This window comes from Rhodococcus sp. USK10 (assembly GCF_019378875.1).
Taxonomy (GTDB): domain Bacteria; phylum Actinomycetota; class Actinomycetes; order Mycobacteriales; family Mycobacteriaceae; genus Rhodococcus_F; species Rhodococcus_F pseudokoreensis.
In genome coordinates, this window is record NZ_CP076048.1 from 3,963,659 (window position 1) to 3,981,760 (window position 18,102).

Genomic DNA, 18,102 nt, shown 5'->3' on the forward strand with positions numbered 1-18,102 from the left:
GTTTACAAGTACTCACAGGTCAGCGGTCGGCGAAATGCCGTGCGGACCGCGGCCGGTACGTGACGGTCGGGTAGCCCGATGGTCTCACCGGCCGCGGGGTCGACGGTCACTCCGTCGAGCACGAGGTGTCCGCCGCGGCTCCAGCCGAGGTTCTTCGCGTGCAGCGTCATCGGCTGGTCCGCATGCGGAAGAGGATGGCGGCGAAGGCCGGGACGCCGATCAGGGCGGTGACGACGCCGACCGGAACCTCTTGCGGTGCGAACACGGTGCGCGCGATCGCATCCACCCACACCATGAAGATGGCACCGACCACGGCGGTGGTGGGGAGCAGCCGGCTGTGCCGGGGACCGACGAGGAACCGTGCGGCGTGCGGCAGGACCAGTCCCACGAACCCGATCGCGCCCGCGGCGCTCACCAGGGCGGCGGTGACGAGTGCGGTGACGGTCAGCAGGAGGATCCGGATCCACCGTACGGACACCCCGAGGGTGGCGGCCGCGGTGTTCCCGAACGTGAAGGCGTCCAGCGCGGACGACTGGGTCAGGCACACCAGCAGTCCGACGAGAGTGACTGCCCCGCACAGCGTGACGTCGGCCCAGTCGGCACCGGACAACGAGCCGAGCAGCCAGAACAGCACGCCGCGGGTCTGCTCGGCGTCCGCCGACGAGATCACGATGAACGACGTCAACGCCGAGAACAGCTGCGTCCCCGCCACTCCCGCGAGTACCACCCGGGACGGGCCACCGCCTGCGCCGGCGGCGAGCAGCATCACCAGGGCGAACGAGATCACCGCGCCCGCGAACGCCCCCGCCGACAGCGACACCGCCCCGGCACCGACACCGAGCACCACGACGAGCACCGCTCCGGTCGACGCGCCGGACGAGATGCCGAGGACGAACGGGTCGGCGAGCGGATTGCGCAGCAGCGACTGCATGATCGCCCCGCACAGCGCCAGTCCCGCGCCGCAGACGGCGGCGAGGAGGGTGCGGGGCAGTCTCAGCTCCCAGACGATGCCCTCTTTGATGCGGCTGATGTCGGCGTTCCCGAATCCGAGACGCTCGAACACGACCGCGTAGACGTCACCGACGGACAGGCTGGCGGGTCCGATGGTGATGACGACGGCGATCGACGCCGCCAGCACCGCGAGGCCGCCGAGCAGGCATGCCCCGAGCAGCGGCCGGGAGTCGACTCGTGTGGTCACCACGGTCAGTTCGCCAGTCCCCACTGCTTCAGCGCGGCCGCCGTCTTCTCCACGCCGTCGATGGTGCGGATCGACGGGTTCAGGTCGGCGCCGTTGACGACGATGTACCGCTTGTCGCGAACGGCGGTGAGCCGCTGAGTGACCGGGTTCGTTTCGAGGAACGCGATCTTGCTGTCGAGGGCGTCTCCGTCGATGCTGCGGCGGCTGAGGTCCGCGAGGACGAGGGCGGTCGGGTCGCGGTCGAGGACGCTCTCCCAGCTGACCTGGGGCCATTCGTTGGTGGTGTCGGCGAAGATGTTCCCGGCGCCGACGGAGTCGGTGATGATGCCGGAGGATCCGCAGCAGCCCGCCATGTACGGGGTGCTGGTGTCGGCGAACCAGTACGCCAGGGACACCCCGGAGGCCTCGACCTCCCTCGACGCGGCGTCGAACCGCTGCTGCAGTTCCGCGACGAACTGCTCACCGCGGTCTCGGACGTCGAAGATGGCGGCGAGTTCGCGGATCTCCTGGTATACGGTGTCGATGCGCAGCGGTTCGGTGCGTGCCCCGTCCGCGTTGACGCTCTCGTCGGTCTTGCCCTGGCAATCGGTGGGCGAGAGGTAGCTGGGGACACCCAACTGGTCGAACTGGTTCCGGTCGGCGACACCGCCCGGTCCGAGGGTGCCGCCGAACGAGGCCGACACGAAGTCGGGTTCGGTGTCGAGGACCACCTCGAGGGACGGCTTGTTGTCGGCGAGTCGCGGAACCTTCGCGTTGTCGGCGGCGAGAGTGTCGCGGACGGGGTCGGTCCAGGTGGCGGTGCCCACCATCCGGTCGGCGAGGCCGAGGGAGAGCAGGATCTCGGTCGAGCCCTGATTGAGCGACACCGCGCGCTGCGGTGGTGCGTCGATGGTGACGGTGTGCCCGCAGTTCTCGACGGTCATCGGGTACGCGGAGGATTCCGAAGCCCTCTCGGGCGCCGGTTCGTCCGGGGACGCCGAGCATGCGGAGACCAGTAGGGCCGAGCCGACAGTGAGAGCAGCGAGGTGCCGCCAAGACGTGCGCATGAAGAGCGAACTCCTTCATCAGGGCCCAGTCGCGGAGCCGAGGATCACCGAACTCGATCGGGAGTAGTCGGGCTCCGCTCCCCTTCGGGGACCGTTACCGTTGCGCGTCAGCCCCGGATTCACACCGGGTTCCCTCGCCGATCGTGGCCGTACGGACGGCCTCGGACACCATAACCCCCTGTGAGTACTTGTTAACCGCCGGCGGTTAACAAGTACTCACAGGTGCGAAGCGCATCACGGAACGCTGTCCGACCCCGGTGTACTCGGACAGTGGGCGGATCAGGGCGTTGGATTCGCCCTGCTCGATGATGTGCGCGGTCCAACCCGTGATGCGACTCATCACGAAGATGGGGGTGAACACCTCGATGTCGAAGCCCATCAGGTAGTAGGCGGGGCCGGTGGGGAAGTCGAGGTTCGGTTTGATGCCGGTGGCCTCGTTCATCGTCTTCTCGAGGATGTCGTACATCTGCACCCACTTGTCGCCGTCGGTGCGGGCGGCGACGTCGAGGAAGGCCTGTTTCATGGTGGGGACGCGGGAGTCGCCGTTCTTGTAGACGCGGTGCCCGAAGCCCATCACCTTGTGCTTGGCGGCGAGCTTGCCGAGCAGCCACTGCTCGGCGAGGGCGGGGTCACCGATCTCGAGCATGTGATGCATGACGGCCTCGTTGGCGCCGCCGTGCAGCGGCCCCTTCAGCGCGCCGATGGCGGCGGTGACGGCGCTGTAGATGTCCGACAGCGTCGAGGTCACCACCCGGGCGGCGAACGTGGACGCGTTGAAGGAGTGCTCGGCGTAGAGGATCAGCGACACCTCGAACGCCTTCACCAGCTCCGGGGCCGGCACCTCCCCGAAGCACATGTGCAGGAAGTTCTCCGCGAACCCCAGATGGCTGTGCGGGGCGATCGGGTCGAGACCGCGGCGGCGACGGTGATCGGCGGCCACGATGGTCGGCAGCACCGCCATCATCCGCACAGCCTTGGCCCGGTTGGCGGCCGGGGTGTTGTCGTCCTCTTCCGGGTCCTCGGCGCCGAGGTAGCTGATCGCGGTGCGCACCACGTCCATCGGGTGGCAGTTCTCCGGCAGCTTCGTCACCAGCGACAGCAGGGACCGGTCGGCCCGGCGGGCGGCGCGCTCACGCTGGGTGAACAGGGCCAGCTGCGCGTCGGTGGGCAACTCCCCGTTCCACAGCAGATATGCGACCTGCTCGAAGCTGCAGTGCGCCGCCAGATCCTGCACCGCGTAGCCGCGGTAGGTCAGCGAATTGGTTTCCGGCACCACCTTGGAGATGGCGGTGGTGTCGACGACGACACCGGCCAGCCCCTTGTAGATGGTGGGTATCGCGGTTTCGGTCATCACTGGCTCCCCGTGAGTGTGAAGTCGAAGACTCCGGAATCGAACTCGTTGTAGCGCTCGTACTCGAGCAGCTCGTACAGGCGCGACCGCGTCTGCATCCGGCCGAGGAGCCCTTCCTGCGTGCCCGTGTCGTGGATTTCGCGGAGCCCGGCCTCGATGGCACCCATCGCCAGCCTCAACGTGGTGACCGGGTAGATCACCGCGTTGTAGCCGATGTCCTCGAGGGCCTGCGCCGGGATCAGCTGCGACTTGCCGAATTCGGTCATGTTCGCCAGCAACGGAATATCGACGGCCGCACGGAACTTCGCGAATTCTTCCTCGGTGTGCAGGGCCTCGGTGAAGATCAGGTCGGCACCGGCGTCGGCGTAGGCCTTGGCCCGCTCGATCGCCGCGTCGATGCCGTCGATCCCGGCGGCATCGGTGCGGGCGCAGATCACGAAGTTCGGATCCCGCCGAGCCGACACCGCCGCCCGCAGCCGGCGCATCATCTCCTCGGTCGGCACCACGGCCTTGCCGTCGAGGTGCCCGCACCGCTTCGGGTTGACCTGGTCCTCGAGGTGGCAGCCGGCGATCCCGGCGTCCTCGAGGACGGTGATCGTGCGGGCGGCGGACATCGGTTCCCCGAACCCGGTGTCGGCGTCGATGAGCACCGGCAGGTCGGTGACGCGGGCGATCTGCCGGCCCCGGCCCGACACTTCGGTCAGGGTGGTCAGCCCGATGTCGGGCAGGGCCAGGTCCGCGGACACCACGGCGCCGGAGACGTAGACGCCCTCGAACCCGATCTCCTGGATCAGTTTCGCGGTCAGCGGGTTGATCGCACCGGGCAGCCGTTGGATCGTGCCCGAGGTCAGACCGGCCCGGAACGCGGCCCGTTTGTCGGTGGCGGTGGTGGCCGCGGCGATGAGGCCGGTCATCAGAACAGTCCCTTCGGCGACTTCGGTGCGCGGGCGAGGACGTCGCCGGTCACGGTGAACGTGAGCTGGCCCAGCTCACCGGCCTGCAGTTCGGGGGTGCGTGCGGCGGCGGCGAGGAACCGGTCCTGCTCGTCCGGTGCGATCACACCCTCGGCGAGGGTGCGGAACTTCGCGACATACTGCTCGCGGGCGAACGGCCGGGCACCGAGCGGGTGTGCGTCGGCGATCGCGAGTTCGTCGACGATCACCTCACCGCACTTCAGGGTGATCTCGGCGCGGGCGCCGAACGCCTTCTCGTCCGGGTCGGTCGAGTGGTAGCGGCGGGTCCACTCCGGATCCTCGGCCGTGGAGATCTTCTGCCACAGCTCGATGGTGTCGGGGCGCTGGGCGCGATCGGGGGCGTAGGAACGTTCGTGGTGCCAGGTGCCGTCCTGCAGCGCGACGGCGAAGATGTACATCACCGAGTGGTCCAGGGTTTCGCGGGAGGCGGTGGGGTCGAACTTCTGCGGGTCGTTCGAGCCGGTGCCGATCACGACGTGCGTGTGGTGGCTGGTGTGCAGCACGATGGACGCGATCTGGTCGAGATCGCCGATGCGGCCGCGCATCCGGCGGGCGAGGTCGATCGGGGCCTGGCTCTGGTATTCGGCGGAGTGTTCCTTGGTGTAGGTGTCGAGGATCGCCCGCTTGGCCTCGCCGGGTCCGGGCAGCGGCACCTGGTATTCGGCATTGGGTCCGCCGAGCAGCCAGGCGATGATGCCGTCCTCGCCTTCCCAGATCGGCGACGGTGCCCCCTCGCCGCGCAGTGCCCGGTCGACCGCTTCGACGGCCATCTTGCCGGCGAACGCGGGGGCGTACGCCTTCCAACTGGAGATCTCGCCCTTACGGGACTGACGGGTGGCGGTGGTGGTGTGCAGCGCCTGCCCGATCGCCTGGTAGACGGTGCCGGTGTCCAGACCCAGCAGGGTGCCGATCCCGGCCGCGGCGGAGGGCCCGAGGTGCGCGACGTGGTCGATCTTGTGCTCGTGCAGGCAGATCGCGCGGACCAGGTCGACCTGGATCTCGTAGCCGGTGGCCAGGCCGCGGATCAGGTCGGCTCCGGACCGGCCGGTGTGCTGGGCGACCGCGAGGATCGGCGGAATGTTGTCACCGGGGTGTGAATACTCGGCGGCGAGGAACGTGTCGTGGAAGTCCAACTCCCGCACCGCAACACCGTTCGCCCACGCCGCCCACTCAGGCGAGAAGGTGCCGTCGATGCCGAACACGGTCGACCCGTGTGCGCTCGATGGCGACTGCGGGTAGGGGTGCGACTGCGCCTGGGCCCGGGCATTGGACACCGGGCGGCGGGTCAGGGAGGCCGCGGCGACGGCGGCGTTGTCGATGATCCGGTTGACGATCATCTCCGCGGTCTCGGCGGGCACCGGGGCGGGGTCGGTGGCGACCTCGGCGATCTTCCACGCCAGGTGCTCGTCGCGCGGGAAGTCCTCGACGGAGCGGTGTGTGCGTACGAGATGGGTCTTCACAGGTGTGCCTCCGGGCATCGTTGAGCTGTCTCGTTTTCGCACGCTACACAGATGCATCTACCTGCGAAATACGCCGCAAATGAGTATTTTTGCGGATCTCATCCTGCAAATTTGCGAACTTTGCGTAATCGGTGGGTGCTACCTTTCGGGTATGCAGAAGATGTATGCCGGTGGCCGGCTTCGACGGCTCCGGGAGGAACGCGGGCTGACCCAGGCCGCGCTCGCGAGGACCCTCGGGTTGTCCACCAGCTACGTCAATCAGCTCGAGAACGACCAACGCCCGCTGACCGTCCCGGTGCTGCTGCGCCTGGGTGCCGAACTCGATCTGGACATGTCGTTCTTCGCCGCCGACACCGACGCCCGGCTACTGGCCGACCTGCAGGAGGTGTTCGGGGAGAACCCCGAGGCCGCCGACCTGTCCACCACCGATATCGACGAACTCATCTCCCGGGTCCCGGCCGCCGCCCGGGTGCTGGTCGGGTTGCACCGGCGGCTGCGCGGCGCCACCGCGCAACTCGAGCAGTTCTCCTCCGGCGTCGATGGCGCACTGGCGGACCCGTCGACGGCGATGCCTTACGAGGATGTCCGCGACTTCTTCTACGACCGCCGCAATCACATTCCCGAACTCGACACCGCCGCCGAAAAGCTGTTCACCTCCCGGGGTTTGACCCTCGGTGGGATGGATCTGCAACTGAGCCGGCTGCTGCACGACGAGCACGACATCACCGTGACCATCCGCACCGACGACCCCGACCGGCCCGGCCCGAAACGCACGTTCGACCCCGGTGCCCGGATCCTCACGTTGGCGCGCAGGCTCAGCCCCGGACAGCGCGCCTTCCAACTCGCCACGCAGCTGGCGTTTCTCACCCAGGCCGAGACGATCGACGTGATCATCGGGACGGCGGAATCACTTCCTGCGCAGTCCCGGGACCTCGCCCGGATCGGGCTCGCGAACTACTTCGCCGGCGCACTGATCCTGCCCTACACCCCGTTCCTGGCCTCCGCGGAGGCACTGCGCTACGACATCGACCTGTTGTCGATGAAATTCGAGGTCGGCTTCGAGACCATCTGCCACCGCCTCTCCACCCTGCAACGCCGCGGCCGGCGTGGGGTGCCGTTCTTCTTCGTCCGCACCGATCGCGCCGGCAACATCTCCAAACGCCAGTCCGCCACCGCTTTCCACTTCTCGAGGGTCGGCGGCAGCTGCCCACTGTGGGTGGTGCACGACGCGTTCGCCACCCCGGGCCGGATCCGCACCCAGATCGCGCAGATGCCCGATGGGCGCTCCTACCTGTGGCTGGCCCGCACCACCGACGAGTCCACCCCCGGCTACCTGTCCCGGAAGCGGGACTTCGCGATCGGCCTGGGCTGCGACCTCACCTACGCGAGCAAACTCGTCTACTCCCACGGCCTGCAGATCGACGACCCGTCCGCCGCCGTCCCCATCGGCCCCGGCTGCAAGGTGTGCGAGCGCCCCGACTGCGCCCAACGTGCCTTTCCGCAACTGGGGTGCAGCATCAACGTCGACGAGAACAGCGCCGCCAACATCCCCTACACTCCCGGCACCCACTGAACCCACGTCGGGGCAGCACATAATCCTGACTTTACCTGCGGTTGAGCTTCCAGGGTGGCGTTGCCCGTCCCCACGGGCGGTTCTATGCTCGCATACCCCATGAACCGAGGAATCTGGTGAAAACCAGAACGGTTGCGCCACTGTGCACATCACCACCCGGTGATGGAGTCAGGCACTCGGTTCACCGACCACTCGCGACGACGGGGACGCGTCATCCCCGTCCCTCGGGCAGCTGGCGGCGAACACCGCCGAATACGGCAACTACGCCACCGAAACCCCGCAACCGCTCACCGATCCCGCCGGCACCATCGTCTACCCCCGGGTTCCCCGCCGACGACCTCTACCAGTTCCGGCTCTATTCGGTTGCCGCGCAACTGATCCTGTGGTCAACGATCGGACTCGCGTTCGCCCCGCTTGCCGACCGGCGCGTCGGCCGACGCACCGACACCGACCGCACCCACCAATCGTCGGTGCGGCAGACCCCGTGAACGGCATCTCCCGGCTGATCCTGATCGCGCACGCCCAGACACACGCGACACGCACCGCCTGCTTCCCGATCGACGAAACCCCTGAACCTCGTAGGCCTGCGGGACCTCGGGAAAGCTCGCGGTCTCGTCGTCGACGCGGACCGCGCGCACGCGGTGCTCACCGCCCCGGAAACCCGGACGATACAGACCGCGAAGGAACTCGGAATCATTGCCGAGCCTGCGTCGGCGCTGCGCGACCTCGACTACGGCCGCTGGGCAGGCCTCGAGATGGACGAGATACCGCAGGATCAGCTGCTGACCTGGTTGACCGACCCCACCGCGTGCCTCCACGGCGGCGAGAGCATCACCGATCTGATCGACCGGGTCCGGGTGGACATTACGATCGACCTCCCCGCACCTGTCCTGACGTCGAGTCGATGATGTCGAGGCGCTTGATCGGCTACGTGTTCACGAAGGTGGCGATTTCGCGGGCATCAGCACTCGCCGCGCTCATCGCCCGCGACCGCGCACTGCGTTTCCGATCGGGGACCGCCGGCGAAGCCCGGGCCGGGCCACACATCCAGAGCGGGGTCTGTTGCACCCGACCGGCATCGTCCCGGGGTGCTTTCTCTCATTCGTGCGGGTGCGAACCCGGGGCAGCGGTGCTCGGACGCGACGCATAGTGGCGCGGGTCTTCCATCCGCCTCAACGCCCCGGGGGCTCGATCGACAGGTCGTGGTGAAAGAGATTTCCGGGATCCCAGGTCGCTTTGATCTGCTGCAGCCGTGGGTAGTTGTCGCCGTAGTACAGGGTGGACCAGGGCACCGGGGAGGTATTCCACCGCGGGTCCTGTAGGTCGGGGTCGGGGTAGTTGATGTAGCTGCCGGCGTTGGCGTGGTTCGGTGCGGGGACGCCGCCGGTGTCGGTGTAGATGTCGCGGTACATGTTCCGTGACCATTCGAGGTACGCGGCTTCGTCCGCGGGGTTGCGCCAGGCGGTGACGAAGACCGCCTTCATGAACGAGTTACGGGTCGGCATCGCGGTGGCGTCGGCGGGGCGGGCGTTGATCGCGCCGCCGGCGGGGAAGAACTCCACCCCGGAGTCGGGGCTCTGGAAGCGCGGATCGGTCAGGTACCGGTGCAGTGTGCGCAGTTGCTCGGGGGTGTGGGACCGGCGCAGATTGGCGCTCTTGTACTTTCCCAGGAACGGAGCCCGGCCGCGAGGTGCGGACAGGCGGGTCGAGACGTCCAGGAACGGGCCCTCGGTTGCGGGGACCACCACCGGCGGCGGCCACACCCCGTCGCTCACCGCGGCGACGAACTCGTCGAGCAGTCCCCGGGCGCCGGGCAGGCCGGCGTCGAGACGAGGTGTGAGCTGACAGGACCCGCCGAGGAACGCGCTGGCGAAGAACTGCGCGTACAGGCTCGCGAACCGTGACCCCGGTTCACTGTTGTATTCGAAGAAGCGCTGGAAATTACCCACGAATCGGACGAAGGATTCTTCCGTCGCGGTGGGAAGGACAATTTGGCTCGTGATCAGATTCGCCGGGGGTATCGGCAGGATCCGCGCCGGATCGGACCCGTCGGCGTCGTGCGAGCGCAGGAGGTACCTGGTCACCACACCGAAGTTTCCGCCTCCACCGCCGGTGTGCGCCCACCACAGATCCGGATTGGGACCGTCGCGTGTGGCGAGCACGGCCGATGCGTTCCCGTCGGCGTCGACCACCACGACCTCGACACCGTAGATGTGGTCGACGACAGAGCCGAACAATCGCGACAGCGGACCGAAGCCGCCGCCGGCGGCGTGGCCGCCCATGCCGACCCCGAGGCAGCTGCCGCCAGGGATCGTCACACCCCAGCCGCGGTACAACTGCTCGTAGACGGTGCCGAGGTCGGCGCCCGCCCCGACCGAGAACGCCCGGTGCGCCGGGTCGAAATGAATATCGGTCAGCTGGTGCAGGTCGACGATCACCTCGGTCGCGGGGTTGTCGACGAAACCGTCGACACAGTGCCCGCCCGAGCGGGCCGCGATGCGCAGCCCGCTGTCGACCGCCCGCTGGACCGCGGCGACGGTCTCCTCGGTGGTGGTTGGCACGAAGATCGACCGGGGGTGAGCGACGAAGCGCGGGTTGTATCCGCGCTGCGCAAGCTCGGCGAATCCCGGATCGGCGGGCGTGAGCTCCGCTGCGGCAACAGGCACGGGAGTCGGGGCGGCGAGGGCGGTCCGGGGCCTGACGCCGGTCGCGGCGACCCCGGCGAGCGCCGCAGCACCGAGGAGCAGCCGCCGGCGGGACAGTGCGCGCATCGCGTCAGTGTACGGGTCGGGGGCGCCTGGGCTGTGGGAATCGACGCGAACCCCGGGTCCGGGGTACTAGTCCCGGTAGTAGCAGCGGTACTCTCGCGGGGTGAATTCACGGACCGAGGTGCTCGCGCAGGTGCGCGGCGCCGTCGTGGGTTCGTCATCCGGCGCGGTCAGCGTCGCCGCCCACGGCATCGCCGGTGGCGGTATGCCGCCGAGCGAGGCGTCGGTGGTACTGCTACTGGTCGCCTGCGCCGCGGTCGGTGCGGCCGTGGCCGCCATCCGGATCGCCGGTCGAGACGGGCTGGTCCTCGTGGCGGCGCTGACCGCCGGGCAGCTGATCGGGCACACCACCCTCGGGTTGGCCGGCGAGCACGCCCACAGCCTGGGACTGTCCACCCCGATGATCGCCGCCCACCTCGCCGCGATCGCTATTTCCGCCGGGCTGGTGCGCGGCGCCGAACGCGCCTGCCTGCGAGCACTGGCGGCCGTCACCCGCATCGTCCTCGCGATTCTGGCCCCGGCGCCGGTGAGTACCGGAACCTGGTCGGCGACCCCCGTCTATCGGGCGAAGCTGTCGCTCTGGCTGCTGGTCGGCTCGGCCGCCGGCACCCGCGGTCCGCCCGCCCTCGCGTAAGTCGTTACCCCGTTCCGGATTCCGTCCGTTTCCGCGATGTGTTGCGTCGCGCACGGAAGGTGTCCGTAGGTTCGATGCCCCTCCTCTTCCGCCGTCCCGGCGCCACCCGGCTGTGGGTGGGCTGCGGTACGCGCGTGCCTTGTCGGCGCCGGCCGGATTCGTTGCGCGAGTCCGGGCGCCGACCCCATCTGAAGCGACGTCGCCCTCCCTCCCCGAATGCTTGGCGCGGGGGTGAACGGCGGCCGCCCCATACCGAATCGAGATATGCCCATGTCCATTCCCGAACTCGAACGCGACGCCCCTGTCGCCGATACCGCGCCGCCGCCCTCGTCTGCGGCGAGCAAGGATTCGTCGCCGCCGCACAGCTTCCGGCCACTGATCATGCGACTGCATTTCTACGCCGGGATTCTGGTGGCACCGTTCCTGATCATCGCCGCCGTCAGCGGCGGCCTCTATGCCCTGGCGCCCTCGATGGAGCAGCTCGTCTACCGCGACTACCTGCACGTCGACTCCACCGGTCCGGCGGTGCCGGTGGCCGAGCAGGTGGGCGCCGCCCAGCGGATCCGCCCCGACCTGACGGTCGCGGCGGTGCGGCCCGCCGCGTCGGAGGGCGAGACGACGCGGGTGCTGTTCACCGACCCCAGTCTCGGTGAATCCGAACGCCGCGCCGTGTTCATCGACCCGGCCACCGCCCGGTCCGTGGGCGAGTCGGTGGTCTACGGCAGCAGCAGCGCACTGCCGATGCGGACCTGGATCTCGCAGCTGCACCGGCATCTGCATCTCGGGGAGCCGGGCCGGATATACAGCGAGCTGGCCGCCTCGTGGCTGTGGGTGATCGCCCTCGGCGGAATCTACCTGTGGGTGCAGCGGTACCGCACCGTCCGCCGCGCCCGCGGCGCCGACGCCGCCCGCCTGTTCACCCTGGATCGGTCGGCCCGCGGGCGGGCCCGCACCCTGAGCTGGCACGGGGTGGCCGGCATCTGGATGGCGGTCGGTCTGGTGTTCCTATCGGCGACCGGCTTGACCTGGTCGAAGTATGCGGGTGAGAACGTCAGCGAACTGCGTACCGCCTCGGGCTGGACGACCCCGACGCTGAACAAGAAACTGGCTGCCACACCCACCGACAGCAGCGGGTCGGACGGTCACGACGGGCACGGTGGCGGGCACACCCCGGCGGCCGCAGATCCCGGTCTGCTCGATCGGAACGTCAGCGAACTCGACATCGTCCTCGATGTCGCCGCGAGCAACGGGGTCACCGGTGCCGTCGAAGCCGGCATTCCTGCCGACGCGGGCACCGCGTTCACCGTCACCGAGACGCGCCAGCCCTGGCAGTTCTCGACCGATTCGGTCGCGGTCGACGGTGCCACCGGGACTGTCACCGATGTGCAGCGGTTCGCGGACTGGCCGCTGGCCGCGAAACTCACCTCCTGGGGGATCGCCCTGCACATGGGCCTGCTGTTCGGGCTCCTCAGTCAGCTCGCCCTCGCCGCGCTGGCGGTGGCGTTGCTGACGGTGATCGTCCGCGGCTACATCCTGTGGTGGCGCCGCCGCCCGACGCGGGGCACCCGCCGGGTCGGGCGCCCGCCGGTGCGCGGGGCGTGGCGTCGTATCCATCCGGTCGCCGCGGTCGCGGTGGTCGTCGGGACGGTGGCGGTGGGCTGGTTCGTGCCGTTGCTCGGGCTGTCGCTGGCGGCGTTCCTGCTCGTCGACGTGGCCGTCGGTGCGATCGGCCGGGCCCGGGCGAACCGCCCGCCGTCGGCGAACACCGCCGTGCCGCAGTGATGGTCGACTCCGACCTGTCGGAGTACCGCGACGATCTGGTCGCGATCGAATCCCGGGTGGCGCGCGAGGTCGAGACCGGGTGGCGCGGGCCGGCGATCGCGGCCGCCGTCACCGTCCTCGTCGTCGGTCTCGCCCTGCCCCACACCGGGACCGGGGCGGTGCCGGGGTGGTCGGTCGCCACCACCGCACACTCCGGTGCCGGGGTCCCGCTCCGGGTGTTCACCGGATTCGCGATCGTCTTCGGCGTCGTGGTGTCCGCGGTCGCGGTGACCACCCGCCGGTGGGTGGCGGCGTGGATTGCGATGGCAGGCACCGGTCTCGGCGCCCTGCTGGGAATGTTCGCGTACTGGTCCCAGCAGGCCATGCCCGGCACCGCCCTGCGTGGCGGTGCCGGGATCGGGCTGATGCTCACGTGGGCTGCGATGGCCGCGTTGGCCGTCCTGTGGATCCCGATCGTCACCTCCCGCAGCAATATCCTGCCCCCGCCCGGCGACACCGACCGCCCCTGACACCACTACCCGCACCGACGCCTGACTCGCACTCGGTGCGGGGTAGCGGTACACCCGCATGCCCTCCGCATGCCCACACATCATGGAGAATTGACATGTCTTCCTTCACTCTTCGGCGTCTCGCCGTCGGTAGCGCCTGCGCGGCCGTGCTGCTGACCGGATGCTCCTCGACCACCGACGACGCGCACAGGAGATCGTCGACCACAGCACCGCCGAGACCGACACCGACGGCGGGCTGACCGAACCGTTCCACGGCCCACATCAGGGTGGGATCGCCACCCCGCCACAGGCGCACGCCCAGTTCGTCGGCCTGGACCTGCGGGAGAACGCCGACCGCGCCATGGTCGCCGGGCTGCTGAAGGTGTGGACACAGGACGCGGCCCGGCTGACCGCCGGCACCCCCGCGCTGGCGGACACCGAACCCGAACTCGCCGCCACCCCGGCCCGGTTGACCGTCACCGTGGGTCTGGGTCCCGGGGTGTTCAGCGCCGCCGACGTCGCCGACCGCCAGCCGTCGTGGCTGCGGCCGCTGCCCGCGTTTCCGATCGACCGACTCGACGAGAATGCTTGGGGTCAAACGGATCTGCTGCTGCAGGTGTGCGCCGACGACCCGGTGACGGTGGCGCACGCGGTGCGGGCACTGACCAAGAACGTGCGCTCACTGGTCACGGTCCGCTGGTCCCAACGCGGGTTCCGCAATGCTCGGCGCAGCCACCCCGACGGCACCACGATGCGGAACCTGATGGGCCAGGTCGACGGCACCGTCAACCCGGCCCCGGCCACCGAGGAGTTCGACCGCCTGGTCTGGGACGACGGCAGCCTCCATCGGTGGCTGGCCGGTGGTACGTCCCTGGTGCTGCGGCGAATCCGGATGGAACTGGACACCTGGGAGGAAATCGATCGGCCCGGCAGGGAATTGACGGTCGGGCGCACCCTCGACACCGGGGCGCCGCTGACCGGCAAAGCCGAGCACGACGAACCGGACTTCACCGCCACCGACCGGTACGGCATCCCGGTGATCCCACCGGGATCGCACATCGCCCGCGCCCACCACATTCACGACGGTGAACGGTTCCACCGCCGCGCCTACAATTACGACGACCCACCCCAGCCCGGGCAGACATCGAACTCGGGGTTGATCTTCGCGTCCTACCAACGCGACATCGACACCCAGTTCCTACCCGTCCAGCAGCGACTCGCCGAGTTCGACGCCCTCAACCAGTGGACCACCCCGATCGGCTCCGCCGTCTATGCCCTGCCACCGGGCACCGGCCCCGACGGCCACCTCGGCGACACCCTGCTGGACACCACCTGAGGCCCGGATCCGGTCCGATCCGGGACTCGAACCGATCGTCGCCCACATGCTGGCCGCCCGAGAACCGCCCCGGAACTGATCGCCCGACTCGGGCGCGTCGACATCCTCGTCTCTACCCCCATCTGACCCTGGTCGGATCGACACTCTACGAGAAGACCTTTCCTGGGTTCAGGATTCCGTGCGGGTCGAGGGCGTTCTTCACCGATCGGTGCATGTCCAGCACGACCGGATCGAGTTCCTGGGCAAGACCTTCCATCTTCAGCAGTCCGACACCGTGTTCGCCGGTGACGGTGCCGCCGAGTTCGAGTGCGGCGTCGATGATCTCCGCGAAGGCGGCCTGCGCGCGGGCGCGAGCGGGCTCGTCGTCGCGGGGTGTGATGAGCAGCGGGTGCAGGTTTCCGTCGCCGGCGTGTGCGATGTTGGCGATCGTGGTCTCGTGGGCGATGCCGATCTGCTCGATGCGGGCAAGCATCTCGGGGACAGCCCGTTTCGGCACGCACACGTCTTCGGTGAGGACCGGTCCGAGCCGCTCCATCGCCGGGTAGGCCAGGCGGCGTGCAGCGAACAACGCATCCGCCTCCTCCTGGTCGGTGGACACGGCAGACCACGTGGCTCCGGCTTCGTCGAAGCACGACAGCATCTTCTCCGCCTCCTGGTCACCGATGACGCCCGCGGTGTCGATGCGGCCGAGGAGGACGACGTTCGCCTCCACCGACAGTCCCATCTTCTTCCACGCGTCGACGGCGATGAGGCACTGCTTGTCCACCAACTCGAGCGCCGACGGGGTGAGCCCCGCCGCGGCCACCGCGCTGACGGCCCGGCCCGCGTCGACGATGGAGTCGAAGTAGCCGGCCACCGTGCGCTGCGGGTCCTGCAGCGGGCGCAACTTGACCGTGATTTCGGTGATGACGCCGAGCGTTCCTTCGGATCCGACCATCAGACCCGCCAGGTCGTAGCCGGCCACCCCCTTGGCGGTCTTGCGTCCGAGGCGCACGAGTTCACCGGTGCCGGTGACGATCTGCATGCCGAGCACGTAGTCACGGGTGACGCCGTACTTGACGCAGCACAGTCCGCCCGCGTTGGTGGCGACGTTCCCTCCGATCGTCGACCACGGCGCGCTGGCCGGGTCCGGCGGATACCAGAGTCCGTGTTCGGCGCACGCGGCCCGGAGATGATCGTTCACCACGCCAGGTTCGACGACGGCGTACCGCTCGAGGGGATCGATCTCCTTGATCGCGGTCATGCCCTCGAGCGCGAGGACGACGCAGCCGTCGGTCGCGTTCGCCCCGCCGGACAGGCCGGTGCCGGCGCCCCGCGTGACGACGGCGGTGTCGTGCTCGAGGCAGGCGCGCACGACGGCCTGGACTTCGAGCGCCGTTCGGGGCCGGACGACGGCGAGCGGCGCCGCGTACGGCGCCCACTCCGCCTCGTCGTGCTGGTACCTGGCGACGACGTCGGGGTCGCGCACGACACGATCCGCCGGAAGGGCTGCCAACAGTGCATCGATCAACATGACGAGAACCAGTCCTTTGCGGGCGAGAAGGTGATGGTTCAAACGTAGCTGTGATCTGGATCTCGGCCAATGTAGATTCCATCTATCGAATCCAGGAATCCATGGATGGAGACACCAGTGAGCACTGCCGATCGCGGCTGGATGGAGCTGCTGCTCGACGACGCACCCCTCGACGAACTCGAGACCCTCCGGCGCACGCTGATCGACGGCTCCGACCCGTCCGACCGGGCGACGGTCGAACGCGAGGCCACCGCCGCGCTACGACTGCGCGCCCAACTCGACCAGCGCCGGCAGCGCAGCAGGGAACTGGCGGCGCTCAACGACATCGCCGTCCGGCTGACCACTGTCCGCGACGACCGGGCGCTGCTGCAGGAGGTGGTCGACCAGGCGCGGCAACTGCTCGGTGTGGATCTCGCCTACATGGGATCGGTCTACGACGAGGAATTCGTCATCGAGGTCACCAGCGGGGCACTGACCCCGAATCTCGTCGGCATCCGGCTGGCACTGGACGAAGGACTCGTGGGCCTGATCGTCCGCCGGTCCGCACCTGAGTGGACCCCCGACTACCAGAGCGAACCGGCCTTCCGGCACATCACGGGAGCCGACAGCGCGGCGCGGTCGGAGAACATGCGCGGCCTGCTCGGGGTTCCTCTCCGTGTGGCCGACCGCGTCATCGGCGCGTTGTTCGCGTGCAAGCGTCAGGAGCGGGCGTTCACCGAAACCGAGATCGCGCTGTTGTCGGCGCTGGCGGCGCATGCGGCGATCGCGATCGAGAACGTGCGCTCGCTGGAACGCGACCGCGACACCGTCGCGCGGCTCGAAGCGGTGAACGCCGAATTGTCGCAGCGCACGAACGAACTCGAACAGATTCTGCAATGGGACCGGACGCTGACCCAGGTGGTGCTGCTCGGCGCGGGAGTGCAGCGCCTGGTGCAGGAGGTCGCTCAACTCTCCCGGCAACCGGCATATTTCGTGCTGGACGAATCTGCCCTCCCGGCGGAACTGATGCCGCACGCCGACGATGTGACGGCGGCGGTCCGCGAATTGCGCGCAGGCGGGAAGGACCACGTCGCACGACGCGGGGTGCTGGCGCAACGCGTCGCGGCGGCCGGGGAGATGCTCGGCGCGCTGCTGTCCCTGGGCGCGGAGCAGCCGACCACGCGTCTGCTGCTCGAACGCGCGGCACCGGCGATCGCACTGTCGCTCGCGGGGGAACGTGCGGCCGGTGAGGCGACGCGTCGCGCACGGGACGCGTTTCTCGTCGACCTGCTGACGCATCCCGCCGCCGAGCAGGACGAACGCAGGCAACTGCGGTTGGCCGGTCTGACTCCCGATACCCCGTACTGCATCGCGGTGGCGATCGCCGCCGGGCCGGACACGTCCATCCGCGCCGCCCTCGAAAACGTGCCGCTCCCAGCTGGATCCGTTGCGGCGGAACACGGCTCCCGCGCACTGGCCGTCGTCCCCGCCAAGGACTCCGCGTCCGTGCAGGCGGTGTTCGCCTCCGCGCGACTCGACGCGACGATCGGTATCGCGGAACCCGCGCGCGGTGCGAAGGCGCTCGCGCGCGCGTACGTCGAAGCGCAGCAGACCGTCGACGTGCTCGACACGCTCGGACGCTCGGGTGAGGTCTCCTCCGCGCGCGGTCTGGGCATCTACCGGATCCTGCTGAGCCACCTGGCGCGTGAGCACCTCGACGAACTGACCGAGGCCCAGCTGGGCCCGTTGATGGCGGAGCAGTCCACGCGCGGGGTGCCGCTGCTGGAAACGCTGTCGGAGTATCTGGCACACGGCCGCCACCACTCGGCGACCGCGTCGAGTCTCGGCGTCCACGTCAACACCCTGTACCAACGCCTCGACGCGATCGATCGTCTCCTCGGAACGGACTGGCGCGACCCCGACAAGGCACTCGACCTGCAGGTGCTCATGCGGTTGCGGAGAACGGCGGACCTACTCGGCGCGCGAACTCGGTGACCCGG

The 18,102-nt window shown here is 69.1% G+C and carries 15 protein-coding genes, 1 pseudogene and 1 riboswitch; of the genes and pseudogenes, 8 read left to right on the forward strand and 8 right to left on the reverse strand.

The features are described 5' to 3' along the window. Positions 1-2: 2 nt before the first annotated feature. From I1A62_RS47280 to prpD, 6 genes are all read right to left on the reverse strand, one after another. Entirely contained in the window at positions 3-170 is a 168-nt protein-coding gene (locus I1A62_RS47280; RefSeq protein ID WP_374710830.1) for a hypothetical protein, read from the reverse strand. Continuing rightward, the gene (locus tag I1A62_RS25225) at positions 167-1,201 is read right to left on the reverse strand and encodes an iron ABC transporter permease (protein WP_219460748.1); all 1,035 of its coding nucleotides are present in this window, start codon (positions 1,199-1,201) and stop codon (positions 167-169) included. The genes I1A62_RS47280 and I1A62_RS25225 overlap by 4 nt, the downstream gene beginning before the upstream one ends. Before the next feature lie 2 nt (positions 1,202-1,203). Next, positions 1,204-2,244: an ABC transporter substrate-binding protein gene (locus I1A62_RS25230; protein ID WP_219460751.1), complete on the reverse strand. Its 1,041-nt coding sequence runs from the start codon at positions 2,242-2,244 to the stop codon at positions 1,204-1,206. A gap of 40 nt (positions 2,245-2,284) precedes the next feature. Further along, a riboswitch (cobalamin riboswitch) is annotated at positions 2,285-2,420 on the reverse strand. Positions 2,421-2,449: 29 nt separating this feature from the next. Then, positions 2,450-3,595, reverse strand: coding sequence for a bifunctional 2-methylcitrate synthase/citrate synthase (locus tag I1A62_RS25235; protein WP_219460754.1), 1,146 nt, complete (start codon positions 3,593-3,595; stop codon positions 2,450-2,452). Continuing rightward, entirely contained in the window at positions 3,595-4,509 is a 915-nt protein-coding gene (prpB, locus tag I1A62_RS25240) for a methylisocitrate lyase (RefSeq protein WP_124391562.1), read from the reverse strand. Before prpB ends, I1A62_RS25235 begins: the two co-directional genes overlap by 1 nt. Then, positions 4,509-6,029: a 2-methylcitrate dehydratase PrpD gene (gene prpD, locus I1A62_RS25245; protein ID WP_219460757.1), complete on the reverse strand. Its 1,521-nt coding sequence runs from the start codon at positions 6,027-6,029 to the stop codon at positions 4,509-4,511. Before prpD ends, prpB begins: the two co-directional genes overlap by 1 nt. 151 nt (positions 6,030-6,180) lie before the next feature. Here prpD and I1A62_RS25250 point away from each other — a divergent pair, with 151 nt between their 5' ends. From I1A62_RS25250 to I1A62_RS25260, 3 genes and pseudogenes are all read left to right on the forward strand, one after another. Beyond that, positions 6,181-7,602, forward strand: a complete 1,422-nt coding sequence (locus tag I1A62_RS25250) for a short-chain fatty acyl-CoA regulator family protein (protein WP_124391564.1) — start codon at positions 6,181-6,183, stop codon at positions 7,600-7,602. Positions 7,603-7,873: 271 nt separating this feature from the next. Further along, a pseudogene (locus tag I1A62_RS25255) lies at positions 7,874-8,090 on the forward strand (CbtA family protein); the annotation flags it as partial. 81 nt (positions 8,091-8,171) lie between these two features. After that, a complete protein-coding gene (locus tag I1A62_RS25260) occupies positions 8,172-8,510 on the forward strand; it encodes a histidine phosphatase family protein (RefSeq protein ID WP_124391565.1) in 339 nt (112 codons plus the stop codon). 264 nt (positions 8,511-8,774) lie between these two features. On the opposite strand, the gene I1A62_RS25265 is transcribed toward I1A62_RS25260, so the two are convergent. Beyond that, entirely contained in the window at positions 8,775-10,373 is a 1,599-nt protein-coding gene (locus I1A62_RS25265; protein ID WP_219460761.1) for an FAD-binding oxidoreductase, read from the reverse strand. Positions 10,374-10,473: 100 nt separating this feature from the next. Between I1A62_RS25265 and I1A62_RS25270 the strand changes: the two genes are divergently transcribed. From I1A62_RS25270 to I1A62_RS25285, 4 genes are all read left to right on the forward strand, one after another. Further along, positions 10,474-11,004 carry a hypothetical protein gene (locus tag I1A62_RS25270; RefSeq protein WP_219460763.1) on the forward strand — a complete coding sequence of 177 codons (531 nt, stop codon included), beginning with the start codon at positions 10,474-10,476 and terminating at the stop codon, positions 11,002-11,004. 270 nt (positions 11,005-11,274) lie between these two features. Further along, entirely contained in the window at positions 11,275-12,786 is a 1,512-nt protein-coding gene (locus I1A62_RS25275; protein ID WP_219460766.1) for a PepSY domain-containing protein, read from the forward strand. Then, positions 12,783-13,295: a hypothetical protein gene (locus tag I1A62_RS25280; protein WP_124391568.1), complete on the forward strand. Its 513-nt coding sequence runs from the start codon at positions 12,783-12,785 to the stop codon at positions 13,293-13,295. The genes I1A62_RS25275 and I1A62_RS25280 overlap by 4 nt, the downstream gene beginning before the upstream one ends. 160 nt (positions 13,296-13,455) lie before the next feature. Then, a complete protein-coding gene (locus I1A62_RS25285; RefSeq protein WP_257890920.1) occupies positions 13,456-14,610 on the forward strand; it encodes a Dyp-type peroxidase in 1,155 nt (384 codons plus the stop codon). 145 nt (positions 14,611-14,755) lie between these two features. Here the strand turns inward: I1A62_RS25285 and I1A62_RS25290 are convergent, their stop codons facing one another. Continuing rightward, on the reverse strand, positions 14,756-16,123 hold the full coding sequence (locus tag I1A62_RS25290; protein ID WP_219460768.1) for an FAD-binding oxidoreductase: 1,368 nt from the start codon (positions 16,121-16,123) through the stop codon (positions 14,756-14,758). Between the two features lie 105 nt (positions 16,124-16,228). Between I1A62_RS25290 and I1A62_RS25295 the strand changes: the two genes are divergently transcribed. Continuing rightward, positions 16,229-18,097 carry a GAF domain-containing protein gene (locus I1A62_RS25295; RefSeq protein WP_219460771.1) on the forward strand — a complete coding sequence of 623 codons (1,869 nt, stop codon included), beginning with the start codon at positions 16,229-16,231 and terminating at the stop codon, positions 18,095-18,097. Positions 18,098-18,102: the final 5 nt, after the last annotated feature.

Excerpts from the sequence above, each read along its gene's own strand:
- I1A62_RS47280 (WP_374710830.1), bottom strand. The coding sequence starts at position 170 with ATGACGCTGCACGCGAAGAACCTCGGCTGGAGCCGCGGCGGACACCTC.
- I1A62_RS25230 (WP_219460751.1), bottom strand. The coding sequence starts at position 2,244 with ATGCGCACGTCTTGGCGGCACCTCGCTGCTCTCACTGTCGGCTCGGCC.
- I1A62_RS25235 (WP_219460754.1), bottom strand. The coding sequence starts at position 3,595 with ATGACCGAAACCGCGATACCCACCATCTACAAGGGGCTGGCCGGTGTC.
- prpB (WP_124391562.1), bottom strand. The coding sequence starts at position 4,509 with ATGACCGGCCTCATCGCCGCGGCCACCACCGCCACCGACAAACGGGCC.
- I1A62_RS25250 (WP_124391564.1), top strand. The coding sequence starts at position 6,181 with ATGCAGAAGATGTATGCCGGTGGCCGGCTTCGACGGCTCCGGGAGGAA.
- I1A62_RS25265 (WP_219460761.1), bottom strand. The coding sequence starts at position 10,373 with ATGCGCGCACTGTCCCGCCGGCGGCTGCTCCTCGGTGCTGCGGCGCTC.
- I1A62_RS25275 (WP_219460766.1), top strand. The coding sequence starts at position 11,275 with ATGTCCATTCCCGAACTCGAACGCGACGCCCCTGTCGCCGATACCGCG.
- I1A62_RS25285 (WP_257890920.1), top strand. The coding sequence starts at position 13,456 with ATGCTCCTCGACCACCGACGACGCGCACAGGAGATCGTCGACCACAGC.
- I1A62_RS25290 (WP_219460768.1), bottom strand. The coding sequence starts at position 16,123 with ATGTTGATCGATGCACTGTTGGCAGCCCTTCCGGCGGATCGTGTCGTG.
- I1A62_RS25295 (WP_219460771.1), top strand. The coding sequence starts at position 16,229 with ATGGAGACACCAGTGAGCACTGCCGATCGCGGCTGGATGGAGCTGCTG.